The 24,068-nt window shown below is 72.6% G+C and carries 23 protein-coding genes; 11 read left to right on the forward strand and 12 right to left on the reverse strand.

Annotated features, from left to right (window positions below; genetic code table 11):
- Positions 1 to 30: 30 nt before the first annotated feature.
- Complete coding sequence (locus ACZ601_RS31780) at positions 31 to 4,635, forward strand: HEAT repeat domain-containing protein (RefSeq protein ID WP_469544480.1); 4,605 nt, start codon at positions 31 to 33, stop codon at positions 4,633 to 4,635.
- Between the two features lie 33 nt (positions 4,636 to 4,668).
- Here the strand turns inward: ACZ601_RS31780 and ACZ601_RS31785 are convergent, their stop codons facing one another.
- The gene (locus ACZ601_RS31785; protein WP_469544482.1) at positions 4,669 to 5,883 is read right to left on the reverse strand and encodes an acyl-CoA dehydrogenase family protein; all 1,215 of its coding nucleotides are present in this window, start codon (positions 5,881 to 5,883) and stop codon (positions 4,669 to 4,671) included.
- An 8-nt stretch (positions 5,884 to 5,891) separates the two neighbouring features.
- A complete protein-coding gene (locus ACZ601_RS31790; RefSeq protein ID WP_469544484.1) occupies positions 5,892 to 6,920 on the reverse strand; it encodes a phosphotransferase family protein in 1,029 nt (342 codons plus the stop codon).
- Between the two features lie 155 nt (positions 6,921 to 7,075).
- Here ACZ601_RS31790 and ACZ601_RS31795 point away from each other — a divergent pair, with 155 nt between their 5' ends.
- Positions 7,076 to 8,365, forward strand: a complete 1,290-nt coding sequence (locus ACZ601_RS31795) for a glucarate dehydratase family protein (protein WP_469544487.1) — start codon at positions 7,076 to 7,078, stop codon at positions 8,363 to 8,365.
- A 73-nt stretch (positions 8,366 to 8,438) separates the two neighbouring features.
- Here the strand turns inward: ACZ601_RS31795 and ACZ601_RS31800 are convergent, their stop codons facing one another.
- On the reverse strand, positions 8,439 to 8,780 hold the full coding sequence (locus ACZ601_RS31800; RefSeq protein ID WP_440573374.1) for a winged helix-turn-helix transcriptional regulator: 342 nt from the start codon (positions 8,778 to 8,780) through the stop codon (positions 8,439 to 8,441).
- Positions 8,781 to 8,890: 110 nt separating this feature from the next.
- On the opposite strand from ACZ601_RS31800, the gene ACZ601_RS31805 reads away from it, so the two are divergent.
- Both ACZ601_RS31805 and ACZ601_RS31810 read left to right on the forward strand, forming a co-directional pair.
- Positions 8,891 to 9,529: an NADPH-dependent F420 reductase gene (locus ACZ601_RS31805; RefSeq protein ID WP_469544489.1), complete on the forward strand. Its 639-nt coding sequence runs from the start codon at positions 8,891 to 8,893 to the stop codon at positions 9,527 to 9,529.
- A 36-nt stretch (positions 9,530 to 9,565) separates the two neighbouring features.
- The gene (locus ACZ601_RS31810) at positions 9,566 to 10,501 is read left to right on the forward strand and encodes an NADP-dependent oxidoreductase (RefSeq protein WP_469544490.1); all 936 of its coding nucleotides are present in this window, start codon (positions 9,566 to 9,568) and stop codon (positions 10,499 to 10,501) included.
- An 80-nt stretch (positions 10,502 to 10,581) separates the two neighbouring features.
- On the opposite strand, the gene ACZ601_RS31815 is transcribed toward ACZ601_RS31810, so the two are convergent.
- The 6 genes from ACZ601_RS31815 to ACZ601_RS31840 form a co-directional block, all read right to left on the reverse strand.
- Positions 10,582 to 10,893 (reverse strand): DUF202 domain-containing protein, encoded by a 312-nt coding sequence (locus tag ACZ601_RS31815; protein WP_469544492.1) that lies wholly within the window; start codon positions 10,891 to 10,893, stop codon positions 10,582 to 10,584.
- A complete protein-coding gene (locus tag ACZ601_RS31820; protein ID WP_123528100.1) occupies positions 10,890 to 11,285 on the reverse strand; it encodes a YidH family protein in 396 nt (131 codons plus the stop codon). Before ACZ601_RS31820 ends, ACZ601_RS31815 begins: the two co-directional genes overlap by 4 nt.
- A gap of 43 nt (positions 11,286 to 11,328) precedes the next feature.
- Complete coding sequence (locus ACZ601_RS31825; RefSeq protein WP_469544494.1) at positions 11,329 to 11,841, reverse strand: NUDIX hydrolase; 513 nt, start codon at positions 11,839 to 11,841, stop codon at positions 11,329 to 11,331.
- 34 nt (positions 11,842 to 11,875) lie between these two features.
- Entirely contained in the window at positions 11,876 to 12,649 is a 774-nt protein-coding gene (locus tag ACZ601_RS31830; protein WP_469544496.1) for a glucose 1-dehydrogenase, read from the reverse strand.
- Between the two features lie 45 nt (positions 12,650 to 12,694).
- Positions 12,695 to 13,324, reverse strand: coding sequence for a TetR/AcrR family transcriptional regulator (locus tag ACZ601_RS31835; RefSeq protein ID WP_469544498.1), 630 nt, complete (start codon positions 13,322 to 13,324; stop codon positions 12,695 to 12,697).
- A gap of 111 nt (positions 13,325 to 13,435) precedes the next feature.
- Positions 13,436 to 14,329: a DMT family transporter gene (locus ACZ601_RS31840; RefSeq protein ID WP_469544500.1), complete on the reverse strand. Its 894-nt coding sequence runs from the start codon at positions 14,327 to 14,329 to the stop codon at positions 13,436 to 13,438.
- A gap of 217 nt (positions 14,330 to 14,546) precedes the next feature.
- On the opposite strand from ACZ601_RS31840, the gene ACZ601_RS31845 reads away from it, so the two are divergent.
- Positions 14,547 to 16,202, forward strand: coding sequence for an FAD-binding dehydrogenase (locus ACZ601_RS31845; RefSeq protein WP_469544501.1), 1,656 nt, complete (start codon positions 14,547 to 14,549; stop codon positions 16,200 to 16,202).
- 102 nt (positions 16,203 to 16,304) lie between these two features.
- The gene (locus ACZ601_RS31850) at positions 16,305 to 17,555 is read left to right on the forward strand and encodes an FUSC family protein (protein WP_469544503.1); all 1,251 of its coding nucleotides are present in this window, start codon (positions 16,305 to 16,307) and stop codon (positions 17,553 to 17,555) included.
- A gap of 6 nt (positions 17,556 to 17,561) precedes the next feature.
- Here ACZ601_RS31850 and ACZ601_RS31855 read toward each other — a convergent pair whose 3' ends face one another.
- A complete protein-coding gene (locus ACZ601_RS31855; RefSeq protein WP_469544505.1) occupies positions 17,562 to 18,005 on the reverse strand; it encodes an ASCH domain-containing protein in 444 nt (147 codons plus the stop codon).
- Positions 18,006 to 18,115: 110 nt separating this feature from the next.
- On the opposite strand from ACZ601_RS31855, the gene ACZ601_RS31860 reads away from it, so the two are divergent.
- Together ACZ601_RS31860 and ACZ601_RS31865 are read left to right on the forward strand one after the other, a co-directional pair.
- On the forward strand, positions 18,116 to 18,880 hold the full coding sequence (locus ACZ601_RS31860) for a molybdopterin-dependent oxidoreductase (RefSeq protein WP_469544507.1): 765 nt from the start codon (positions 18,116 to 18,118) through the stop codon (positions 18,878 to 18,880).
- Entirely contained in the window at positions 18,822 to 19,526 is a 705-nt protein-coding gene (locus ACZ601_RS31865; RefSeq protein WP_469544509.1) for a cytochrome b/b6 domain-containing protein, read from the forward strand. Before ACZ601_RS31860 ends, ACZ601_RS31865 begins: the two co-directional genes overlap by 59 nt.
- Here the strand turns inward: ACZ601_RS31865 and ACZ601_RS31870 are convergent.
- Together ACZ601_RS31870 and ACZ601_RS31875 are read right to left on the reverse strand one after the other, a co-directional pair.
- Complete coding sequence (locus ACZ601_RS31870; RefSeq protein WP_469544511.1) at positions 19,488 to 20,885, reverse strand: GntP family permease; 1,398 nt, start codon at positions 20,883 to 20,885, stop codon at positions 19,488 to 19,490. The two genes, ACZ601_RS31865 and ACZ601_RS31870, sit on opposite strands and share 39 nt — an antisense overlap.
- Before the next feature lie 11 nt (positions 20,886 to 20,896).
- The gene (locus ACZ601_RS31875; protein ID WP_469544513.1) at positions 20,897 to 21,406 is read right to left on the reverse strand and encodes a gluconokinase; all 510 of its coding nucleotides are present in this window, start codon (positions 21,404 to 21,406) and stop codon (positions 20,897 to 20,899) included.
- A gap of 143 nt (positions 21,407 to 21,549) precedes the next feature.
- On the opposite strand from ACZ601_RS31875, the gene ACZ601_RS31880 reads away from it, so the two are divergent.
- The 3 genes from ACZ601_RS31880 to ACZ601_RS31890 all read left to right on the forward strand — a co-directional run bounded on the left by ACZ601_RS31880 (position 21,550) and on the right by ACZ601_RS31890 (position 24,051).
- On the forward strand, positions 21,550 to 22,251 hold the full coding sequence (locus tag ACZ601_RS31880; protein WP_440573360.1) for a FadR/GntR family transcriptional regulator: 702 nt from the start codon (positions 21,550 to 21,552) through the stop codon (positions 22,249 to 22,251).
- An 85-nt stretch (positions 22,252 to 22,336) separates the two neighbouring features.
- Positions 22,337 to 23,422, forward strand: a complete 1,086-nt coding sequence (locus ACZ601_RS31885; protein WP_440573359.1) for an S-(hydroxymethyl)mycothiol dehydrogenase — start codon at positions 22,337 to 22,339, stop codon at positions 23,420 to 23,422.
- A complete protein-coding gene (locus ACZ601_RS31890; protein WP_469544516.1) occupies positions 23,422 to 24,051 on the forward strand; it encodes an MBL fold metallo-hydrolase in 630 nt (209 codons plus the stop codon). Before ACZ601_RS31885 ends, ACZ601_RS31890 begins: the two co-directional genes overlap by 1 nt.
- The last annotated feature ends 17 nt before the right edge of the window (positions 24,052 to 24,068 follow it).

A 24,068-nucleotide genomic window follows, 5' to 3' on the forward strand; every position in this document is an offset into this window, starting at 1 on the left:
GGCCCGGGAACGTCCGGCTAGCATCCGACGATGCGGACGCCGGCCGAAGAAGAGCTGCACACCCTGGGACGAGAGATCGGGCAGGAGGACCCCGGGCAGCGTCACACGGCACTGGTCCGGCTGACCGAGCTCCTCGCCACCCGCCCCCCGACCGACGGGGAGATGGACGTACTCACCGGACTGCTGCCCGAATCCCTCACCGGCCCCCCGGAGGCCGACCTCCTGCTGGCCCGGCTCTACGAGCGGCTCGGCCACCGGCTGACGGGCCGCCCCCGGCCCCGGTGGCGCACGGCCGGACACCTCCCGGCGACGGTACGCATCGCCTGGCTGCGCGCCGATGTGCTCCACGATCCCCGCGTCCTCCGCGACGAGACCCCGGGCGAACTCCTGTACCAGGCCGTGCGCGAGCTGGCCGTCAGCGGCACGCACCGGCCTGGCCCGCTGGTGGACGAGCTGGCGGCGAGCGGCGATCCGCTGCTCCGGGCCGAGGCACTGCGGCTGGCCCGCGAGGGACTGCGCACCGGGGTGCTGGCCCCGGCGAAGGTCCGGGAGAAGCTGATCGGACTGCTGGCGGCGGACAGCGCCCCGGTCGCCGCGGGCGCGCTGGGCGCCCTCGCGGAGCCTTGGGCGGCGACGTCCCCGTTGCCGCCCGGCCTCCTCGCCCCGTTCCTGGGCCCGGAACCGGCAGGGGAACGGCCCGCGGTGGCCGAAGCCGCCCTGGTGGCCGCCGCCCGCCACGGCCATCGCGATCTGCTGCGCGATGTGGTCGAGGATCCCCGGCTGACGCCGGCCCTGCGCCGGAGCGGGATGGAGCTGCTCGGTGAGCTGGCGGACCGCGACGACATCGGCGCTCTGACGGCCACCGCAGCCCGCGATCCCCTGCTGCTCGGCGGCCCCGCCGTGGCCTGCCTGCGCGGCCTCCACCGCCGGGGGTACTTCCCGGCCGACGACCAGGTTCACGCACTCGTCGGCCTGGCCCTGGCCGATCACTCGATCCCGGCCCGCGACGTCGCAACCCTCCTCTACACCTCCCGGAACGAAGCGCTCAAGGTGCTGACGGACGCCCCGGCCGCGGATCCGGGCTGGCCGCGACGGCTCGCCCTGCTCGTCGCACTGGCCGGGCAGGGGGCGGGCGACCTCCCGGCCGGGGACGCCGTCACCCGGGTACTGCCCTCGGCGCCCTCACCCGTGCCCTTCCTCGACGCGATCCGCGCCCTGCGCCACACGGACGCGGAAGAAGCCGTGATCGCCCTGCTTCCCTCTGCGCCGGCCGCCGCCCTGGACACCCTGGAAGCGATCGGCGGCGATCCGACGGCACGGGCCCTGTGCGAAGGACTGGGTCTCACCACCGGCAGGACGGCGCCCCACCTGCGCCCCGTACGCGGCCGGGCCCTCGAACTGCTCTGGCAGCTCAACCGGGATCCGGCCGTGCGCCGCGCCCTGCTCGCCCGGCTCGACCCCGTCGATCTGCCGCCGCGCGTCGCGGCGGGTCTCGGCGGACCGGACGCGGCCGAACTGGCGCTGCTGAGCTCCCACCTGGACCCGGACGCGCCGGAGGCGGCGCTGTGCCGACTCGCCGCCCATGGCGACGCCGCGACCCTCCCGGTCATCGCGGACCTGCTGTCGCGCATCGTGGCGGGCCTGGCCGCTTCGAGGCGACCGGACGCGGCGCCCAGGACCGGGGAGCACGGACAGCCGGCCGGTGAGCCCGTGGTGCCGCAGGAGGTCCTGGACGCCATGAGCGCGCTCGGCCGGCGGCTCCACGAGCGGGGCGCGATCCGGCCCGTCTGCCTGCTCGGCGCCACGGACGCCCAGGAGGCCGGGCACGCCCTGGTCGCGAGTACGGGACTGGACCTCCTCGACCACCCCGAACGCACCGACGACGAGTTGGTGGTCCTGCTCGAACTGCTGCTCAGGGCCCCCTGGACGGGCACCCGCGCACGGGTGTACCGGCTGCTGCGCCACCGCGACCGGCACGTACGCAAGCACGTCATCGCGCAGCTCGCCCAGGACGCCACCGGGGAGGACGCCCAGGCACTCTCGGCGTCACTGACCGTCCTGACCAGGGCCCAGGACATCCAGACCGTCCGGCAGGCCCTGCTCGCCCTGGGCCGGCTCCGGGCCCACTGGGCGAGCGGCGCGATCTCCGCCTGCCTCCGGCACCCGAACATGAACATCAGGAAGACGGCGGCCGATGCGCTGGTCAGGGCGGGCGCACCGGAAGCCCTCCCGGAGCTCCTGTCCCTGCTCGGGCAGGACGGCAACCCCAATCTGCGCGCCTCCCTCGTCGCGGCCCTGCGCGCGGTCCTGGGCGACGCCTACGCGGCTACCCTCATCGCCGCCGCAGAGCACAGCCGCGACGACGCCACCCGGCAGCGGCTGCTGACGGGGCTGGACGGCGTGCTCACCGCAGGATCGGTGCTCGCACTGGACGAGCAGGAGTCACCCGTGGCGGTACCGCTGCTCACCTTGATCGCGTCCCGCCAGGTCGCCCTGGCCACCGGCCCGGTGGCGGACCTGGAGCCGGCCATGGCCGCGCACGGGATCACCGTGCGGCCCGCCGCCTCCTGGGAGGCCTCCGGCGAGGCGGACCGCGACGCCGAGGCCCTGGCGACCGGGGGCTGGGACCCCGAGACCGCACTGCGTCTCGTGGCGCGGGGCAAGCGGGTCGCCTTCGCCCACGAGGACCGGCTGCGTCCGATGCTGGCCGACTGGCTCGCACTGGCGGAATCCCAGTACAGGGGCTCGCGGTACAAAGGAGCCGGGTATGGGGACGCGGTCTCCCCGTACCCGGCGGCCCGGGACAGGACGCGGGGAGCCGAGGTGCTGCGGTTCGCGCTGGCGCTCTGTTCCAGGCCCCGGAGCGGCCCGGATCTCACGGCGCTCGCCCGGTCCGCCCCGCTCCTGCTGGACGCGCTGGCCGACGCCCGCGATGCCTTCCGGAACAGCCTGATCGCCGTACTCGAAGAGGTGGCGCCGCTGCTGACGGCCTCCGCGAAGCAGTCCGCCGTCACCGCTGTACGCGCCCTGGCCCCCGCACCTGCGACGCCGGGCCGCTCCACCCTGACGCTGCTGCGCCGCCTCGGCGCGATACCGGTCCGCGCCGATCTCGACCGGGCGCTCGCGCAGGCGCGCCTCGCCGCCGATCCCGGGCGGGCCGCGACCGACGTGCTCCGCGAGGCCTTCGCCGTACCCGAGCCCCGGCCGGACGCGGCGCCCGGGGCCGAAGCGGCCCTGGCCTGGCGTTCCGCACTGGCCGACGCGGTCCGGGAGCCGGGCGCACTGGCGGAGTTCCGCCGCGCGGACGACGCCGCCGTCTCCTCCCGGGACCGGCTGGCCGCCCTGATCGAGGCCCACGACGGGGCCGCCCCCGGGGCCCGGGACGCTCTCATCGACTGGATGACCCGGCTCCAGCCCCTGGACGCGCCGCCCTGGACCCTCGGGGAGACCGCCCGCGCGCCGGAGCAGCCGTCACGCCGGGTCCGTGCCGACGACCTGGACCAGCCGCGCTCGGCGGCCCTGCGGGAGCGGCTGCTCGGCATGCTCGGCTCGGCGGAGGCGGGGCGCCGGCAGACCGCCGCCGAGGCGCTGGCGGGGTGGCCCGAGCCGGAGGTCCGTGCGGCGGTGCTGCGCGCGCACCTGAACGGCCGGGTCCCCCTGCCCGCCGGAGCCGGACCCGGCAGCGCGCTCGACGCCATCGGTGAGAGCGAACTCCGGGGCGACGGAATCCGGCGCGACAGGGTGGCAGCCGTGGCCGTCGGGCTTGATCCGCGGCAGCGGGAACGGCTCGTCCCGCTGCTGCTGGGGTGGTGGGAGCACACGCCGTCCGAATCGGCGGCGGCCGTCACCGACGCGCTCCGCGCCCACCCCGCCGACGCGCTGGCCGAAGCGCTGGGCGACCGGCTCGACGCCGGGGCCTGGGGATTCCTGGACCTGCTCACCGGCCGCCCGCTCCTGCGCACCCCGGCGCTCACGCGGGTCCGCCACCGGCTGCGTACCGAAGGGCGCGACGAACTCGCGGACCGGATCGTCCTGGTGGACGGCCCGTTGCGGGGGCCGGACGCCGGACGGCAGGACGCGGCGGCCCTGGCCGCACTCCGCGACCGCGACGCGGCCCTTCCCGCCGCGACGCGGCGCCCCCGGAGCAGGCGTGAGCTGATGGACCTGGCCGCGACCGGCGCCCCCGAGCAGATCTGCCGGGCGCTCACCGAGCTGGCCGAGGCGCACAACGGCCCCGGACCGGACCGGGACCCGCGCCTCCTCGACCTGCTGGGTGAACTGCTGACGCACCCCCGGCCCCGGGTCCGGCTGCGGGCCCACCGCACCGCGCGGGTGATGCTCGACCGGACGGAGTACCTGCGCCACACCGTGCAGTTGCTGGACGATCCCCGGCCGGACGTGGTGCGCATGGCGCTGCGGACGCTCTGCCGGGCGGGCTGGGAGCCGTCGTTCCCCGCGGTCACCGGACTGCTCGGGCACCCGCACGCGACCGTGCGCGACGCGGCGGCCGAGGCACTGGCCGGGGTGGGCGGGGCGGCGGTCCCGGCACTCCGGCACGCCGCCGCCCGCGCCCGGCCCGACCGGCGCTCCCGGTACACGGACCTGCTGGACCGGATCGGGGCCGGCGAGCACTGACGCGGTCCGCCGCCGGTCCGGTAACCGCAGCCCTTAGAGGTACTTCTTGATCTCCCGGCGGGCCAGCGACCGCTGGTGCACCTCGTCCGGGCCGTCCGCGAGCCGCAGCGTCCGTGCCGCCGCCCACAGTTCGGCCAGCGGGAAGTCCTGGCTGACGCCGCCCGCGCCGTACAGCTGGACCGCCTGGTCGAGGATGGAGACCACCGCACGCGGGGTGGCGATCTTGATGGACTGGATCTCGGTGTGCGCCCCCCGGTTGCCCACCGTGTCCATCAGCCAGGCCGTCTTCAGCACCAGCAGCCGCAACTGCTCCACCTGGACCCGGGCGTCCGCGATCCAGTTCTGCACCACGCCCTGCTGGGCGAGCGGCTTGCCGAAGGCGGTACGGGAGACCGCGCGCCGGCACATCAGCTCGATGGCGCGCTCCGCCATGCCGATCAGCCGCATGCAGTGGTGGATCCGGCCCGGTCCCAGCCGTGCCTGGGCGATGGCGAAACCGCCGCCCTCCTCGCCCACCAGGTTCGTCGCGGGCACCCGCACGTTGTCGAAGAGCACCTCGGCGTGGCCGCCGTGGTAGTGGTCCTCGTAGCCGTACACCTTCATGGCGCGCTTCACCGTCAGCCCCGGGGTGTCGCGCGGGACGAGGATCTGCGACTGCTGACGGCGGATGTCGTCGCCGTCCGGGTCGGTCTTGCCCATCACGATGAAGATCGCACAGTCCGGGTTCATCGCCCCGGAGATGTACCACTTGCGCCCGTTGATGACGTAGTCCTCGCCGTCACGGATGATCCGGGTCTCGATGTTGGTCGCGTCCGACGAGGCCACCTCCGGCTCCGTCATCGCGAACGCGGACCGGATCTCACCCGCCAGCAGCGGCTCCAGCCACTGCTTCTTCTGCGCGTCGGTGCCGAACTGGGCGAGCACCTCCATGTTCCCGGTGTCCGGCGCCGCGCAGTTCAGCGCGGTCGGCGCCAACTGCGGGGAGCGGCCCAGGATCTCGGCCAGCGGGGCGTACTGGAGGTTGCTCAGCCCGGCGCCGTACTCGGCGTCCGGCAGGAAGAGGTTCCACATCCCCTGCCTGCGCGCCTCGGCCTTGAGGTCCTCGACGACCTGCGGGGTGTCCCACGGCGACGCGAGCCGCTCCCGCTGCTCTTCCGCGATCCGCTCCGCCGGGTGGACGTGCTCGTCCATGAAGGCGAGCAGCTTGCCGCGCAGCTCTTCGGTGCGGGCGTCGAATGCGAAGTCCATGGGGGTGATCAGCCTTCCTGGAGGGTGGTGAGGCCGTGCGCGATGAAGACGGGGACCAGGTCACCGATGCGGTCGAAGCCGCCGCCGACGGTCTGGCCCTGCGTGTAGCGGTAGTGGATGCCCTCCAGGATCACGGCGAGCTTGAACCAGGCGAACGCCGTGTACCAGGAGATGGCGGAGGTGTCCCGGCCGGAGCGGGCGGCGTAGCGCTCGATCAGTTCGGCGGGGGAGGGGTGGCCGGCCGCGCCGCTGGTGGTGGAGACCGGTGACTCGGGCAGCCCGAGGTCGGAGCTGTACATCACCAGCAGGCCGAGGTCGGTGAGCGGGTCACCGAGCGTGGACATCTCCCAGTCGAGGACGGCCTTGATCCGGTCGTCGGAGCCGATCAGGACGTTGTCCAGGCGGTAGTCGCCGTGCACCACCGTCGGTGCGGGGGAGGGCGGCAGGGTGCGGCCGAGCGCCGCGTGCAGCTCGTCGATGCCCGCCAGTTCGCGGTTGCGGGAGGCGTCCAGCTGCTTGCCCCAGCGGCGCAGCTGCCGGTCCAGGAAGCCCTCGGGGCGCCCGAAGTCACCGAGCCCGACCGCCTCCGGGTCCACAGCGTGCAGTTCGACCAGGGTGTCGACCAGTCCGAGCACGGCCGCCCGGGTGCGCTCCGCGCCGAGCGGGGCGAGCTGCTCCGCGGTGCGGTACGGGGTGCCCTCGACGTACTCCATGACGTAGAACGGCGAGCCGATGACGGAGTCGTCCTCGCAGAGCAGGACCGGCTCCGGGACCGGGACGGCCGTCGGGTGCAGTGCGCTGATCACCCGGTGCTCGCGCTTCATGTCGTGCGCGGTGGCCAGCACATGACCCAGCGGCGGACGCCGGACGACCCAGCGGCCGGTGCCGTCCGTGTCCGTGACGGCGTAGGTCAGGTTCGAACGGCCGCCCTCGATGAGCCGGGCGTCCAGCGGTCCGTTCACCAGGCCCGGCCGTTCGCGGTCGAGATGGCCGCGCAACCGGTCGAGGTCGAGGCCTGGCGGGTGGACTGGGCTCATCGTGCGCACCTCCGGGATGGATGGACGGTCGGTGTTCATGATGCCGACCAGTCGGTATGTCGTCCAGTGAACTCCCGGAACCGGATGTGACCGCTCCGGTGTGATCGGCTGCTCAGCCTCTGGTATTCAGTCGTATCTCTGAATAGAGTTCACGTATGGATACAGCGTTGTTGATCGAAGAAGTCCGGCTGACCCCGATCCTCATTGCCGACCCGCCGCTCCTCAACACCCAGGGCGTCCACCAGCCCTACACGCCGCGCCTCGTCGTGGAGGTCGTCACCCGCGGCGGAGTGACCGGCATCGGGGAGACGTACGGCGACGGCAAGTACCTCGAACTGGCCGAGCCGCTCGCCGCCGCCCTGCCGGGCCGTCCGGTCAGCGATGTGAACGGGCTCTTCGCCCTCGCCGACGAGGTGTGCGCGGACTCACGCGCCGCCGACGAGCGGGTCGACGCGGGCGGGCTGCGCGGTGTCCAGACCGCGGACAAGCTGCGGCTCTCGGTGGTGTCCGGCTTCGAGGTGGCCTGCCTGGACGCGCTCGGCAAGTCCCTCGGCCTGCCGGTGCACGCGCTGCTCGGCGGCAAGGTCCGCGACACCGTCGAGTACAGCGCGTACCTCTTCTACCGCTGGGCCGAGCACCCCGAGGGCGGCGAGCGGGACGACTGGGGAGCGGCCGTCGACCCGGCCGGAGTCGTCGCCCAAGCGCAACGCTTCGCCCGCGACTACGGATTCTCCTCCTTCAAGCTGAAGGGCGGCGTCTTCCCGCCGGACCAGGAGATCGCCGCGGTCCGCGCGCTGGCCGAGGCGTTCCCCGGCCGGCCGCTGCGCCTGGACCCCAACGGCGCCTGGTCCGTCGAGACCTCGCTGTACGTCGCCGAGCAGCTCAAGGGCGTACTCGAATACCTGGAGGACCCGGCGGCCGGTACCGGGCTGATGGCCGAGGTCGCGGCCGGCACGGACGTACCGCTGGCCACCAACATGTGCGTCACCACCCTCGCGGAGGTCCCCGAGGCCTTCGCGAAGGACGCCGTTCAGGTCATCCTCTCCGACCACCACTACTGGGGCGGACTGCACCGCACCCGTGAACTGGCCGGGATCTGCCGCACCTTCGGCGTCGGGCTCTCCATGCACTCCAACACCCACCTCGGGATCAGCCTCGCCGCCATGACGCACGTCGCGGCCACCGTCCCCAACCTCGACTACGCCTGCGACAGCCACTACCCCTGGCAGACCGAGGACGTCATCACCACCCGCCACGTCTTCGAGGACGGCCGGCTCACCGTCTCCGACGCCCCCGGCCTCGGCGTGGAGCTGGACCGGGAGCGGCTGGCCGCACTGCACCGCCGCTGGCTCGACGACGACGGCACGATGCGCGAGCGCGACGACGCCGCCGCGATGCGCAAGGCCGAGCCCGGCTGGCGGACGCCGTCGATCCCGCGCTGGTGAGGGCCGGGGCCGGGCGGACGGGGCCGGCGGCCGGACTCCCCCCGGTCCCGTTCGCCCGGCGTAAGGCGTCCGCTCAGTCGTCCCAGCCCTGCGCGGCCACGAAGGCGTCGCCGTACTCCGCCGACCAGCGGCCCAGGGCCCCGATCGGCTCCAGCAGACTCCGGCCGAGCACCGTCAGCGCGTACTCGACCCGCGGTGGCGCCTGAGCGAACGCCCGCCGCTCGACCAGCCCGTAACCCTCCAGCCTGCGCAGCGTCTCGGTCAGCACCTTCGCGCTGATCCCGCCGATCTCCGCCCGGAGGTCCCCGGGGCGGCGCGGGCCCTCGTCCAGCGCGCAGATGATCACGGCGTTCCAGGTGTTCGCGAGCAGATCGAAACCGAGCCTCGCCCGGCAGTCCGCCAGCAGCCGTTCCACAGCATTCCCCTCCCCGCGCCACCCGTCAGGCACCGAATGGTGCGCAACGGATCTTCTACCGTCCCCTCCACCGGCAAGACGCTACGCCAACGGGATCCAGGGAGACGGACATGCGCATCGGCATTCTCGGCACGGGAAACATGGCGGACGCCCTCGGCACCCAGTGGGTCCGGGCCGGACACCAGGTCCTCTTCGGCGGCCGCTCGCCCGACCGGACCCGTGCACTCGCGGCCCGGGCGGGCGGCGGCGCGGGGAGCCTCCAGGAGGCCGCGGCCTTCGGTCCGGCGACCCTTCTCGCGCTGCCCCACGCGGCCGTGCCCGGCATACTCGCGTCGCTCGGCGCCGCCGAAGGGGCGCTGCGCGGCCGGCTGCTGATCGACTGCACCAACGCGGTCGGGCCCGGCTTCGTCCTCACCACCGAAGGCGGACCCGGAGCCGCCCGCTCCATCGCCGATGCCACCGGCGCCCGGGTCATCAAGGCGTTCAACCACCTCCCGGACGCGGTCTGGCGGCTCACTCCGCCCGCCTTCGCCGACGGCCCGGTCGCCGTTCCGCTGTGCGGGGACGACGAGGAGGCCCTGGAGACCGTGGCCGCACTCGTACGGGACCTGGGATGCGCCCCTCTGACGGCAGGCGGTCTCGACCGGGCCGCGTACCTGGAGACGACGACGGCCTTCCTCATCGGGCTCTGGCACTCCGGCATCGACCCGCGCCGCCTGCTGCCGCCCTTCGCCGCCGCCACCGCATGACTTGCGCCGTTCCCGAGCCGCGCCGATGGTCGAAGGATGAAGGCGATCAGCTACAGCGGATACGGCGATGCCGACGTCCTGGAGTACGGCGAGCGGCCCGAACCCAAGGTCGGACCCGACACCGTCCTGGTGAAGGTGCGGGCCGCCGCGGTCAACCCGGTGGACCGGCAGGCGCGGCAGGGGAATCTGGACTCCGCGCTCGACGCGGTCTTCCCGGTGATCCCCGGCTGGGACGTGTCCGGGGTCGTCGTGCAGCCCGGCGCGGCCGTGGACGAGTTCGCCGTCGGCGACGAGGTCATCGGATACGTGCGGGAGGACTTCCTCAGCCGCGGCACCTTCGCGGAGTACGTCGCCGCCCCGGTGCGCACCCTCGCCCGCAAACCGCTGAGCCTGAGCTTCGAGGAGGCCGCCGGGCTGCCGCTGGCCGGCCTCACCGCCTACCAGGTGCTCCACCGGTCGCTGCGGATCCAGGACGGTGACACCGTCCTGGTCCACGCGGCGGCGGGCGGTGTCGGCTCGCTGGCCGTCCAGCTCGCCCGCCACGCGGGCTGCCGGGTCATCGGGACCGCGAGCGCGCACAACCACGACCACCTGCGACAGCTCGGCGCGGAACCCGTGGAGTACGGGGACGGGCTGGTGGACCGGCTGCGGGCACTGGCCCCGGACGGGATCGACGCCGCCTTCGACACGGTGGGCGGGGAGGCGCTGCGGGCCTCCGCCGAGACGCTCGCGGCGGATGGGCGGCTGACCTCCATCGTGGACAGCGAGGTGTTCTCGTACGGCGGCAAGTACGCCTTCGTGCGGCCCGACGCCAAGGACCTCGCCCACCTGGCCGAACTGGCGGAGCGGGGCATCATCACGGTCCACGTCGACCGGGTCTTCCCGCTGGAGCGGACCGCGGAGGCGCACCGGCTCAACGCGGAGGGCCGCACCCGCGGAAAGATCGTCGTGACGGTGGACTGGGAGAGCTGACGGGACCGGCGCGCCGCCCGGACCGGTCTTCGCCGGGCCGGATCAGACGCGCCGCCCGGACCGGTGTCCGCCGGGCCGGATCAGAACAGCATGGCGGCCGCGAACACGGCCAGCGCGACCGTGCACGCCGCCGCCGTCAGCGCGGCGCGCGCACCCAGCGGCCTCGGACGCGCGGTGCCCATGCCCTGCACCCGGCGGTTGGCCACCCGCAGGAACCCCAGCCAGGCCAGCACGCTCAGCGACAGCGCGACGATCCCCGCCGGGCTCGCCCCGCCGTTCAGCGCCTGCTTGCCCGCCAGCAGCGCCACCACCGTGCAGGACAGCGTGGTGCGCCGCCAGGCCAGCCTGGTCCGCTCCGGCTGGAGCCCCGGATCGCGTCCGGCCGAGGTCACCGGCCCTCCCAGCCGAACAGGACCACCACCACCATCGCCACGGCCACCACCGCGACCGCGAGACTCAGCAGCGTCGGGAACCGGGACACCGGCAGGTCCTCGCCGCGCCGCATCGCCCGCTCGCACCGCACCCAGTGGTTGACGGCCCGCAGCGCGCACAGCACCCCGGCCGCGAGCAGCGCCAGCGCCAGACCGGCGCGCACGCCCCAGGACAGCTCGGGCAGGAACTGGTCGACCGCGAAACCGCCGCCGATCAGCGCGAGAGCCGTCCGGATCCAGGCGAGGAAGGTCCGCTCGTTGGCGAGTGAGAAGCGGTAGTCCGGGGTGTCGCCCTCTTCGCGGATCCGCTGCGGCGCGAACCACAGCCGCAGGCTCTGTACGAATTCGTTCACGTCCGGACCTTATCTGCCGCTTCGGTACGCACTGCGGGGCGGTTCAGGGCGCTCCGCGGAACGCCCGCAGCCGCCGGTAGGCATCGAGGCCGTCCGGCACCCACGGCCAGTCGCCGAGCCGCCGCTCCAGTTCCTCATCGGTGAGGAAGGTGTGCCAGGCGACCTCCTCCACCTGCGGCTTCACGGGCAGCTCGCACCGGACCCGGTACACGTACGACCACCAGCTGTGCTCGTCGCCGTCGTAGAGGAACTTGAAGAGCGGCTCGGGCCGGGGGAGCCCCGTGACACCCAGCTCCTCCTCGGCCTCCCGCAGCGCCGCCTGGTCGTACGTCTCGCCCGCACCGACCACCCCGCCGACGAACATGTCGTAGTGGGACGGGAAGACCAGCTTGGTGGCGGTCCTGCGGTGTACGAAGATCCGGCCGTTCGCGTCCCGGGCCTCGATGAACGCGCAGCGGTGGCGCAGGCCGCGCGCGGTCGCCTCGCCGCGCGTGGCCTGCCCGACGACCTCGTCGTTCTCGTCGACGATGTCCAGGATCTCGTCAGAAGGTGTCATGCACCTCATCCAACAGCAGGCCGCCCGGGCGCGATCACTCGCCCATGACGTACTTGACGGTCGGGCCGGTGGTCCAGCCGCCGTCCACGGCCAGCTCGGCGCCGGTGATGTAGGAGGCGGCGTCCGAGAGCAGGAAGACGACGGCCTCGGCGATCTCGCCGGCCTCACCGACCCGGCCCATCGGGGTGTTGGGGTAGTTGCCGTCGCCCTGCTGGATGCCGACGGAGGCGGTCATCGGCGTGTAGACCATGCCGGGGTGCACCGAGTTCACCCGCACCTTCGCCGTGCCGAGCTCCACCGCGCCGACCTTCGTCAGCCCGCGCACACCCCACTTGGACGCGCCGTAGCTGGAGGTCAGGGCCAGGCCCATCAGCCCGGCGGCCGAGGAGATGTTGACGATCGAGCCGCCGCCGTTCTCCTTCATCAGCGGGATCACCGTCTTCATGCCGATGAAGACGGCCGTCAGGTTGATGTCGATGACCTTGCGGAAGTGCTCGACCGTCTCGCTCTCCAGCGGCTGCCCGGTGGAGACCCCGGCGTTGTTGACCAGTCCGTCGATCCGGCCGAACTCGGAGAGCGCGAAGGCGGCGACGCGCTGCCAGTCCTCCTCCGAGGTGACGTCGTGGTGGAGGAAGCGGGCCTGCGTGCCGAGCTCGGCGGCGGTCGCCGCGCCCTCCTCGTCGAGTACGTCGGTGATCACGACGTTCGCGCCGCCGGCCACGGCGAGGCGTGCGGCCTCCGCCCCGAGGCCGCGGGCGGCGCCGGTGATGACGACGGTCCGGTCACTGAGGTTGTTCTTGTCGCTCATGACATGTCCTTCATGTGGTGCGGGTGGTTCATGTGGTGCGGTGCCTTACGCGCCGTGCGGCGCGGGGGCGTGCAGGAACGCGGTGGTGGTCCCCACGAGATCGGCCAGGAAAAGCCCCTGGCCGGTCAGCGGCTCCGTGCCGTCGAGCCCCTGCCGGGCGCGGTCGGCCAGCGCCGCGCCGATCAGGGTGAGTGCCAGATCGAGCCGCTCCAGCCGGACCGGCTCCGGCAGCGGGTCCAGCCGGTCCCCGATCCGGCCGATCAGCCGGCCGTAGGCGGTGCCGTCCAGGGCGGGGTGGAGGCGGCCGGTCCGCAGGCCGGTTTCGTGGCTCAGCTGGGCCGAGATCCGCAGACAGCGCCGGCCCCGGTCGTCGCTGAGCAGGCTCGCCTCCGCCGCCACCAGCGCGGTGAGCAGCTCCCGTACGCCGCAGTCGGCGGCCAGCTCGTCGAGCAGCGGTGCCACCACCTGCTCCGTACGGGCCTGGCGGCCGGCCATCACGGCGTCGAGCAGCCCGGCGCGGGAACCGAAGTGGTACTGGACCGCCGACGGATTGCTCTGGCCCGCCAGCCGGACGATGTCCCGCAGCTGGGCGCCGTCCGTGCCCTGCGCGGCGAAGATCTCCTCGGCCGCGCGGATCAGCTTGTCCCTGGTCTCTTGTCCTGACGTTCGCGCCATACGGCAACTGTAATGCTGGCCATTATTAATTGCCAGGACAGGGCGGCCGCGCGTCTGTGAGAAAGGGGACACCGGCGCTACGGGGCGAGTGCGGACGCGTACGGACCGGTTTCAGCGCGGCTCAAGGGTCTTGGTGCGCCGGCCGCCCACCGGTCCCTCCGGCATCGCCGGATGCAGCCCCAGCAGCACGATCCCGGTCACGATCGCCGCGAGCCCGGCCGCCTGCCAGGCCAGCGCGCCGGTATCGGTGCGCACCTGGTCGCCGAGGAAGCCGATGCCACAGGCGATCCCGGCCAGCGGCTGGGCCGCGGTCAGCGCGGGCAGCGACATCCGCAGCGGTCCGGTCTCGAACGCGCTCTGCACCAGGAGCAGCCCCGTCACCCCCAGGACCAGCACCGCGTACGGCTGCCAGCTCATCACCAGCGCCGCCCAGCCGTCGTCCCCGATCAGCTGGCCGCTGACCCGGGTGAGCGCGTCCTGGAGTCCGTACAGCAGCCCGGCCGCCACCGCGAGGAGCGCCGGGGCCGCCACGGAGCGCGAGCGCGCCGCGTACATGGTGAGCGCCAGGGCGATGCCCGCCACCACGCCGATCACCAGCCAGTGCCGCAGCGGGCTCGACACCGCAGAGCCGCCCTTCGGCTCGCCCGCCAGCAGGAACGCCGCGACCCCGCACGCGAGCAGCCAGAGCCCGGCCCAGCCCTGCCGGCCCAGGCGCTGGCCGGTGCGGTGGCGGGACAGGGTCATCGCGAAGAGCAGATTGGTGGCCAGCAGCGGTTCGACGACGGAGACCTCGCCCTTGCCCAGGGCCAGCGCGCCCAGCACCATGCCGCAGACCATCAGGCCGATACCCGCGAGCCAGCTGCGTACCCGCATCAGGTCCAGCAGCAGCCGGAACGACAGATAGTCGCTCTTCGGGGCGTGTCTGGCGGCGGCCTGCTGCAGCACGAAGCCGAAGCCCAGACAGCAGGCCGCGCTCACGGCGAGTACGAGAACCAGCACCGACACGCTTCTCTACCCCAAGTCAGGCCGGAAGAGAGTGAATTGTTTCCGACGATAGCGCCTGGGCGCCACGGGTGCGCCCGTAGCGCGGCCGACCGGGCGGTTGACGCCGGGGCGGCCGGTACCGAAGATCTGACGCACCAGTAACTTCGCGAGGAACCTCACGGGCAGGTGCGGCCTTCCGCCGGACCGGGTCCGGATCGCCCCGACAAGGATGGAACCCATGGCGTACGACGCTGATGTGATCGTGATCGGGGCGGGACTCGCCGGTCTTGTCGCCACCGCCGAGCTGGTCGACGCGGGCCGCTCGGTGATCCTGCTCGACCAGGAGCCGGAGCAGTCGCTCGGCGGCCAGGCGCACTGGTCCTTCGGCGGTCTCTTCCTCGTCGACTCACCCGAACAGCGCCGGATGCGGATCAAGGACAGCCATGAACTGGCCCTCCAGGACTGGCTGGGCACGGCGGGCTTCGACCGCGAGGAGGACCACTGGCCGCGCAAGTGGGCCGAGGCGTACGTCGACTTCGCCGCCGGTGAGAAGCGCTCCTGGCTGCACCGGCAGGGCATGCGGTTCTTCCCCGTCGTCGGCTGGGCCGAGCGCGGCGGGTACGACGCGAACGGCCACGGCAACTCCGTCCCCCGCTTCCACATCACCTGGGGCACCGGGCCCGGTGTCGTCGCCCCGTTCGAGCGCCGGGTCCGCGAGGGCGTCGCCAAGGGCCTGGTCACCTTCCGCTTCCGCCACCGGGTCACCGGTCTCGGCCGCACCGGGGGCGCCGTCGACACCGTCAGCGGCGAGATCCTGGAGCCGAGCGGCGCGGCGCGCGGGACCGCGAGCAGCCGGGAGGCGACCGGGAGCTTCGAACTGCGGGCCCAGGCGGTGATCGTCACCTCCGGCGGCATAGGCGGCAACCACGACCTGGTGCGCAGGCAGTGGCCGCAGCGGCTCGGCACCCCGCCCGAAAAGATGCTCTCCGGAGTACCCGCCCATGTGGACGGGCTGATGCTCGGGATCACGGAGGAGGCGGGCGCCCACCACATCAACCGCGACCGGATGTGGCACTACACCGAGGGCATCGAGAACTGGAACCCGATCTGGGCCAAGCACGCCATCCGCATCCTGCCCGGACCGTCCTCGCTCTGGCTGGACGCCAGGGGCAAGCGGCTGCCCGTCCCGCTCTTCCCCGGCTTCGACACGCTCGGCACCCTCGAACACATCATGCGCACCGGCCACGACTACACCTGGTTCGTGCTGGACCGGAAGATCATCGGCAAGGAGTTCGCGCTCTCCGGCTCCGAGCAGAACCCCGACCTGACCGGCAAGTCGGTCCGGGGCGTGATCGGCCGGGCGCGCGCGGACGTGCCAGGACCGGTGAAGGCGTTCATGGACAACGGAGCGGACTTCGTCGTCGAGAACGACCTCGGCGCCCTGGTGCGCGGCATGAACGCCCTCACCGGAGACGGGCTCATCGACGAGGAAGAGCTGCGCCGCGAGATCACCGCCCGCGACCGCGAGATCGCCAACCCCTTCACCAAGGACCTCCAGATCACCGCGATCCGGGGCGCCCGCGCCTACCTGGGTGACAAGCTGATCCGGACCGCCGCGCCGCACCGCATCCTCGACCCCGAGGCCGGGCCGCTGATCGCCGTACGGCTGAACATCCTCACCCGCAAATCGCTCGGCGGCCTGGAGACGGACCTCTCCTCCCGGGTCCTCACCCCGGACGGCTCCCCGCTGGCCGGGGTCTACGCGGCCGGCGAGGCGGCCGGCTTCGGCGGCGGCGGGGTGCACGGCTACCGCTCGCTGGAGGGCACCTTCCTCGGCGGCTGCATCTTCTCCGGCCGGGCCGCCGGACGGGCGGCGGCCCAGGCGGTCGGCTGACGGCTGTCACGCAGGGCTCCGCGCGCGGCGTTCGCGCGTCCGTCCGGTGGGGTTCGGTGCCCGGGACCGTGCGCGGGCACCGAATCCGGGCACGGTAAGAAGATGCCAGGAGTAGCCGAACCCGTCATCAATCTTGTCCGGCGCACCACGGAGCCCGTGGCGGCGCAGACCCTGCGCTCCACGGGCGCGGCGGTGATCGCCTATGCCGTGGCGACCGCGACGCTGACCGAACCCGCACCCCTGACCGCGCCGCTGACCGCGCTGCTCGTCGTCCAGGTCACCCTCTACGCCACCGTCAACATGTCGGTCAAACGTGTGGTGGCCGTCATCGTCGGCGTCCTCATCGCGAGCGGTTTCAGTGCCCTGGTCGGCATTTCCTGGTGGAGCCTGGGACTGACCATCTTCACCGCGTTGATCATCGGCAGACTGGTCCGCGTCGACGAGTTCGTCCCCGAGGTGGCGATCAGCGCCATGCTGGTCCTCGGCGTCACCTCGCAGACCGCGCGGTCCAGCATGGCGTGGGAACGCGTGTACGAGACGCTGATCGGCGCCGGTGTGGGCCTGCTGTTCAACCTGCTGTTCGCGCCGCCCGTGTGGGTGCAGACCGCGGGCACGTCCATTGACGGACTGGCCGGCGAGATGGGGCAGATGTTCCGCGACCTGGGAAGCGACCTCGCCCGTCCGGTGACCGTGGCGGAGGCGGCCGACCGGCTGCACCGGGCCCGCCGTCTGGACCACGACATCGTGGAGGTGGACGCCTCCCTGCGGCAGGCCGAGGAAAGCCTGATGTACAACCCGAGGGTGCGGCAGGGGCTGCTGCACCGCGTGGTGCTGCGCACCGGACTGGACACGCTGGAGATCTGCGCGGTCGTCGTCCGGGTGCTGTCCAGGACGCTGACCGACCTCGCCAAGGACCGGGGCGACGAACCGCAGTTCCCCGCCGAGGTCGCCGCCCACATCACGGAACTGTTCGAACAGATGGCGGGGGCCATCGAAAGCTTCTCGGTGCTCATCACCACCCCGATGGCCGCCAGCGGGGAGGAGGCCGAGGACCGGCTCGCCGACGCGCTCACCACCAGCCGGGCCACCCGCGACCTGGTGGCGGACATGCTGCTGGCCGCCGTCCAGGAACACCCCAGGAAGTGGCAGCTGCACGGGGCCCTGCTCGCAGAGGTGGACCGCATCCTGGACGAGCTGGACATCGAGAAGCGCGCCGAGCGGCTGGGCCAGGAACTCGACCGCCGTTCCGCAGACCTGCACGAGCGCCACCCCCGGCTGCTCACGTTCCGGCGCCGGCTGGGCCTCGTGAAGGGCGCGGGCCGGGAGAAGAGGACCGAGGCCGGGGCGGGGTGAGGCCGTTCAGCCGCGCGGGGCGTCGGGACCGATGCGCTCGACGACCCGGAACCGCTCAGCGACGATCATCGTGTCGTCGTCCACGGTGAACTCCGGGTCTCCGAGCGCGTCCCGCATCTCCTCGCTGTGCCAGAACCGCTCGTGGCCCGCCCGCCACTCCGCGACCGACGCGTAGCCCTCGCCCTCGTCCAGCGCGTGCTGGAGGCCGACGTCGGAGAGCCGCAGCACCCGCACCTCGGTCACTTCGAGCACCGCGATCTCCTGGCCGTCCGAGTCGATGAGGGCGGACCGCTCACCGACCGGAGGCAGCTCCTCCTTCTCGATCTCGTACTCCACGAGCAGGCCGGAGGTCGACACCTTGCGCCCGTCCAGGACCGCGGCGACCAACTGGTCGCGCAGCGGGCCGGGGAAGGCGAGCAGGAAGGGTTTGAGCGCTTCGCGGTTCGGCATGGCGCAAGTCTGGCATCCGTCCCGCGCCCGCCGCGCGGAGATTCTGACGGGTCGGTGACGTGCCCGCGCAGCCCCTGGCGTCCGGCGGCGCGGAGTGCTCGAATCGAGGAGTGAACAGTTCCCCTCCCGGCGACAGCCCCGATCCGGCGCCGCCCGGACCCGATCCGGATGCCACCGGCACCCCCGTCGGCCGCCGCCTGGTCCTGACGATGCTCGGCCTCGGCGCCGCCGGTCTCGTCGCCGCCCCGGTCCTGCAACGGACCCTGGAATCGGGCCTCGGCGCGGTCGCGGACAAGGACCCCACCGGGCTGACCGGCCTGCTGCCCAACGGCGGCGGCTTCCGGTACTACTCGGTGGCCTCCTCCGTACCGTCGAAGGGCGCGGCCGACTACCGGCTGACCGTCGACGGGATGGTCGACCACCCGGCCACGTACACCCTGGACGCCCTGAAGGCGCTGCCGCAGACCCGGATGGTGCGGGACGTCCAGTGCGTCACCGGCTGGCGGGTGCCGGAGACCCCCTTCGAGGGGGTACGGCTCTCGGCGCTGCTGGACGCGGCGGGGGTCAGGGCGGGCGCGAAGGCGATCCGTTTCACCTGCTTCGACGGCACCTACAGCGAGAGCCTCACCCTCGCCCAGGCCCGCCGCGCCGACGTGCTGGTCGCCCTGCGCATGCAGGACAAGCCGGTGCCCCACTCCCACGGCGGCCCGGTCCGGCTCTACGTGGCCCCGATGTACTTCTACAAGTCGGCGAAATGGCTCTCCGGGATCACCGTCACGGACTCCGTACGCCCCGGATACTGGGAGGAGCTCGGCTATGACGTCGATGCCTGGGTCGGCCGGTCCAACGGCCGTGACGACGCCCCCACGGCCTGAGGGGTCCGGCCGGGTACGTCGGTTCGCCCGGCCGGTGCGCTGGGTGCACCGCACCACCGCGGCACTGATGCTGGTGTGCGTGGCGTCGGCCGCCTGCCTGTACGTGCCGCAGTTCGCCGAACTCGTCGGCCGCCGCCATCTGGTGGTCACCGTCCACGAGTGGTCCGGGCTGCTCATTCCCGTACCGCTGCTGTCGGGGCTGCTGGCGCGGTCCCTGCGCGCCGATCTGGGCCGGCTCAACCGCTTCGGGCCGCACGACCGGCAGTGGCTGCGGGCGGTGCGCCGACGGGACCGGCGGCCGGAGTCGCGGCCCGCCGGGAAGTTCAACGCCGGACAGAAGCTGTACGCCGCCTGGATCGCGGGTGCGGTGCTGGTGATGGCCGGGACCGGGCTGCTGATGTGGTTCACCGGGCTGGCCCCGCTGATGTGGCGGACCGGGGCCACCTTCGTCCATGACTGGCTGGCCCTGGCGGTCGGTATCGTCCTGGCCGGTCACATCGCGATGGCGTACGCCGACCCGGAGGCACGCCGCGGCATGCGCTCCGGGTCGGTGGGGCGGGAGTGGGCCCGCCATGAGCACCCGCTGTGGCGGGTGCCGGAGGAGCCGCTAGAGGATCAGCGACAGCAGCAGGATGAAGACCAGTGAGACCACGGAGATGATGGTCTCCATGACCGACCAGGTCTTCACCGTCTGGCCGACGTCCATCCCGAAGTACTCCTTCACCAGCCAGAACCCGGCGTCGTTGACATGGCTGAAGAAGAGCGAGCCCGCGCCCACCGCCAGCACCAGCAGCGCGACGTGGGACGTCGACATGCCGTCCGCCAGCGGGGCGACCAGACCGGCCGCAGAGATGGTGGCGACGGTCGCGGAGCCGGTCGCGAGCCGGATCGCCACCGCGATCAGCCAGCCGAGCAGCAGCGCGGGGATCGACCAGCTCTCGGAGAAGTCCAGGATCATCTGGCCCACGCCGGCGTCGATCAGGGTCTGCTTGAACCCGCCGCCCGCGCCGACGATCAGCAGCACCCCGGCGATCGGGGCGAGGGACTTCTCGACGGTGGAGGAGAGCCGGCCCTTGGTGAACCCGGCCGCCCGGCCCAGCGTGAACATGGCGACGATGACGGCCGCCAGCAGTGCGATCAGCGGCGAGCCGATCACGTCGGTCACCCGCTGGAGACCCTGCTCGGGGTCGTCCACGACGATGTCCACGAGCGCCTTGACCAGCATCAGGACGACGGGCAGCAGGATCGTCGCCAGCGTGGCGCCGAAGCTGGGCCGGCGGTCCAGCTCCTCGGAGGGGCGCTGCGGGATCATCTTCTCCGGTGCCTTGATGTCCACCCAGCGGGCGGCGTAGCGCGAGAAGACCGGACCCGCGAGGATCACCGTCGGGATCGCGACCAGCACACCGAGGGCCAGCGTGACGCCGAGGTTGGCGCCGAGCGCGTCGATCGCCACCAGCGGCCCCGGGTGCGGGGGGATGAGCCCGTGCATCACGGAGAGGCCGGCCAGGGCCGGGATGCCGATCCGCATCAGGGAGTAGTTGCCGCGCTTGGCGACGAGCAGCACCACCGGGATCATCAGCACGATCCCGACCTCGAAGAACAGCGGCAGGCCGATGATCGAGGCGATCAGGACCATCGCCCAGGGCATGGCCCGCTTGCTCGTGCGCGCGAGGATGGTGTCGACGATCTGGTCCGCACCGCCGGAGTCCGCGAGCAGCTTGCCCAGGATCGCGCCGAGCGCGATGAGGACACCGACGCCCGCGACGGTCGAGCCGAGGCCCGCGGTGAAGCTCGCGATCGTCTTCTCCGGCGCGGCGCCGGCGAACGAACCGAGCGCCAGCGAGCCGATGGTGAGCGCGAGGAACGCGTGCATCTTGAACTTGGTGATGAGCAGGACGATGACGGCGATGCCCGCCAGGACGGCGATGCCCAACTGGGCGTTGCCGGCCGAGGTGATCGGTTCGACGGCGTCCGCTGCCAGCGTCTCGACGCTGAGACTGGTCACGGTGATGATCCTTAGTCTTCGAGCCGGCGCAGCGCGGCGACGGCTCGCTGGGTGATTTCCTCGGGCGTGCCGGCCACATCCACGGCGGCCCCGGCCTCGTCGTCCTCCAGGGGCTGGAGGGTGGCGTACTGCGAGTCGAGGAGCGCGGTCGGCATGAAGTGGCCCTTGCGGTCCGCCATCCGTTCCTCGATCAGGGACCGGTCGCCGGTCAGATGGAGGAACACGGCACCGGGGGCCTCCGCGCGCAGCCGGTCCCGGTAGGCCCGCTTCAGCGCCGAGCTGCTGACCACGCCGCCGAGCCCGGCCCGGCCGTGTGCCCACTGGCCGATCGCGTCGAGCCAGGGCCACCGGTCGGCGTCCTCCAGCGGAGTTCCGGCCGACATCTTGGCGATGTTCGCCGGGGGATGGAAGTCGTCGCCCTCGGCGTACGGAACGCCCAGTGCGGCGGCGAGCAGGGGGCCGATCGTGGTCTTGCCGGTCCCTGCGACGCCCATCACCACGACGACGTGGGGGGTGCTCATTACGGTGCCTCGCTGTTCTCTTCGATGTCTTCCTCGACATCGGGCCGTCGCGCTACTGAAACCCATACGTACGACTTATTCAAGATGCTGTGACATAAACGTCGTACTTAATGTTCCCGAGGGGTGCCCCGTACCCTTGATCCATGACCACACCTGCCCAGGGGCTGCATACGCATGTGCTGGACACCCTGGGCCTGGAGATCGCCGCGGGAGAGCACCCGCCCGGCCAGGTGCTGCGCACCGACGAGCTGGCCCGGCGCTTCGACGTCTCCCGCACGGTCGTACGGGAGGTCGTCCGCGTCCTGGAGTCCATGCACCTGGTCGAGTCCCGGCGCCGGGTCGGCGTGACCGTGCGGCCGACCGAGGAGTGGAACGTCTACGACCCGCAGGTCATCCGGTGGCGGCTGGCCGGCGCCGACCGGCCGCGCCAGCTGCGCTCACTGACGGTGCTGCGCTCGGCCATCGAGCCCGTCGCCGCCTCGCTCGCCGCCCGGCACGCCACCCCGGAGCAGTGCGCACAGCTCACCGAACGGGCCCTCGGCATGGTCGCCACCTCGCGCGGCCAGCAGCTGGAGGGGTATCTGGAACACGACATCGCCTTCCACCGCATCGTCCTCAACGCCTCCGGCAACGAGATGTTCGCCCGCCTCGGGGACGTGGTCGCGGAGGTCCTGGCGGGACGCACCCACCACCAGGTGATGTTCGAGGACCCCGACCCGGCGGCCGTCACCCTCCACGTCCGGCTCGCCGAAGCGGTGCGCGAGGGCGACGCCGCGCAGGCGGAGCGGCTGACGAAGGAGATCGCCGTGGGCGCCCTGCACGAGCTGGACGTACTCGCGCCCTGACCGGACGGCCCCGCCGGGCACCCCCGCGGGGATACGGTTGTCGGTGATCGATCTCAGTGAAAGTCGGGAAAGGGAGACCACGGGAATGGCGCAGCACGTACAAGGGGTCATCGCACCGGGAAAGAACGAGCCGGTACGGGTCGAGACGATCGTCATCCCGGACCCCGGCCCCGGCGAGGCCGTCGTGAAGATCCAGGCGTGCGGCGTGTGCCACACCGATCTGCACTACAAACAGGGCGGCATCAACGACGAGTTCCCCTTCCTCCTCGGCCATGAGGCCGCAGGTGTCGTGGAGTCCGTCGGGGAGGGCGTCACGGACGTCGCACCGGGCGACTTCGTCGTACTCAACTGGCGCGCGGTGTGCGGACAGTGCCGCGCCTGTCTGCGCGGCCGCCCCTGGTACTGCTTCGACACCCACAACGCCAAGCAGAAGATGACCCTGCTGGACGGCACGGAGCTGTCACCCGCACTCGGCATCGGCGCCTTCGCGGAGAAGACCCTGGTCGCCTCCGGCCAGTGCACCAAGGTCGACCCCGAGGTCGCCCCGGCCGTCGCCGGACTCCTCGGCTGCGGCGTGATGGCGGGCATCGGCGCCGCCATCAACACCGGTCAGGTCGGCCGGGGCGACTCGGTCGCCGTCATCGGCTGCGGCGGCGTCGGTGACGCGGCGATCGCCGGGGCCCGGCTCGCCGGAGCGGCGAAGATCATCGCGGTGGACATCGACGACCGCAAGCTGGAGACGGCGAAGAAGATGGGTGCCACGCACTCCGTCAACTCCCGCGCCCAGGACCCGGTCGAGGCCATCCGCGCCCTCACCGACGGCAACGGCGCCGACGTCGTCATCGAGGCGGTCGGCCGCCCGGAGACGTACAAGCAGGCGTTCTACGCCCGCGACCTCGCCGGCACCGTCGTCCTGGTCGGTGTCCCGACCCCGGAGATGCAGCTCGAACTCCCGCTCCTGGACGTCTTCGGCCGGGGCGGCTCGCTCAAGTCCTCCTGGTACGGCGACTGCCTGCCCTCGCGCGACTTCCCGATGCTCATCGACCTCCACCAGCAGGGCCGGATCGACCTCGGCGCGTTCGTCACCGAGACCATCGGACTCGGCGACATCGAGCAGGCCTTCGGCCGGATGCACGACGGCGACGTCCTGCGCTCGGTGGTGGTGCTCTGATGACCGCCCGCATCGACCACCTGGTCACCTCCGGCACCTTCGCCCTGGACGGCGGCGAATGGGACGTCGACAACAACGTCTGGATCGTCGGTGACGACACGGAGGCGGTCGTCATCGACGCCGCCCACGACGCCGCCGCCATCGAGGCCGCGCTGAACGGCCGTACGCTGCGCGCCATCATCTGCACCCACGCGCACAACGACCACATCGACGCGGCCCCGGCGCTCGCGGACGCCACCGGCGCACCGGTCCTGCTGCACCCCGACGACCTGCCGCTGTGGAAGCAGACCCACCCGGACCGGGCCCCCGACGGCGAACTGGCCGACGGACAGGAGCTGACGATCGCCGGTACGGTCCTCAAGGTGCTGCACACACCGGGACACGCCCCGGGCGCCGTCTGCCTGTACGCCCCCGGACTGTCCACCGTCTTCACCGGTGACACGCTCTTCCAGGGCGGGCCCGGCGCCACCGGCCGGTCGTTCTCCCACTTCCCGACGATCGTCGCCTCGATCAGGGACCGGCTGCTCGCCCTGGACCCGGACACCGCTGTCCACACCGGGCACGGCGACTCCACGACCATCGGTGCGGAGGCCCCGCACCTGGACGAATGGATCGCCCGCGGCCACTGAGCCCGGGAGATACATCC

The organism is Streptomyces sp. NPDC104307 (assembly GCF_055584045.1).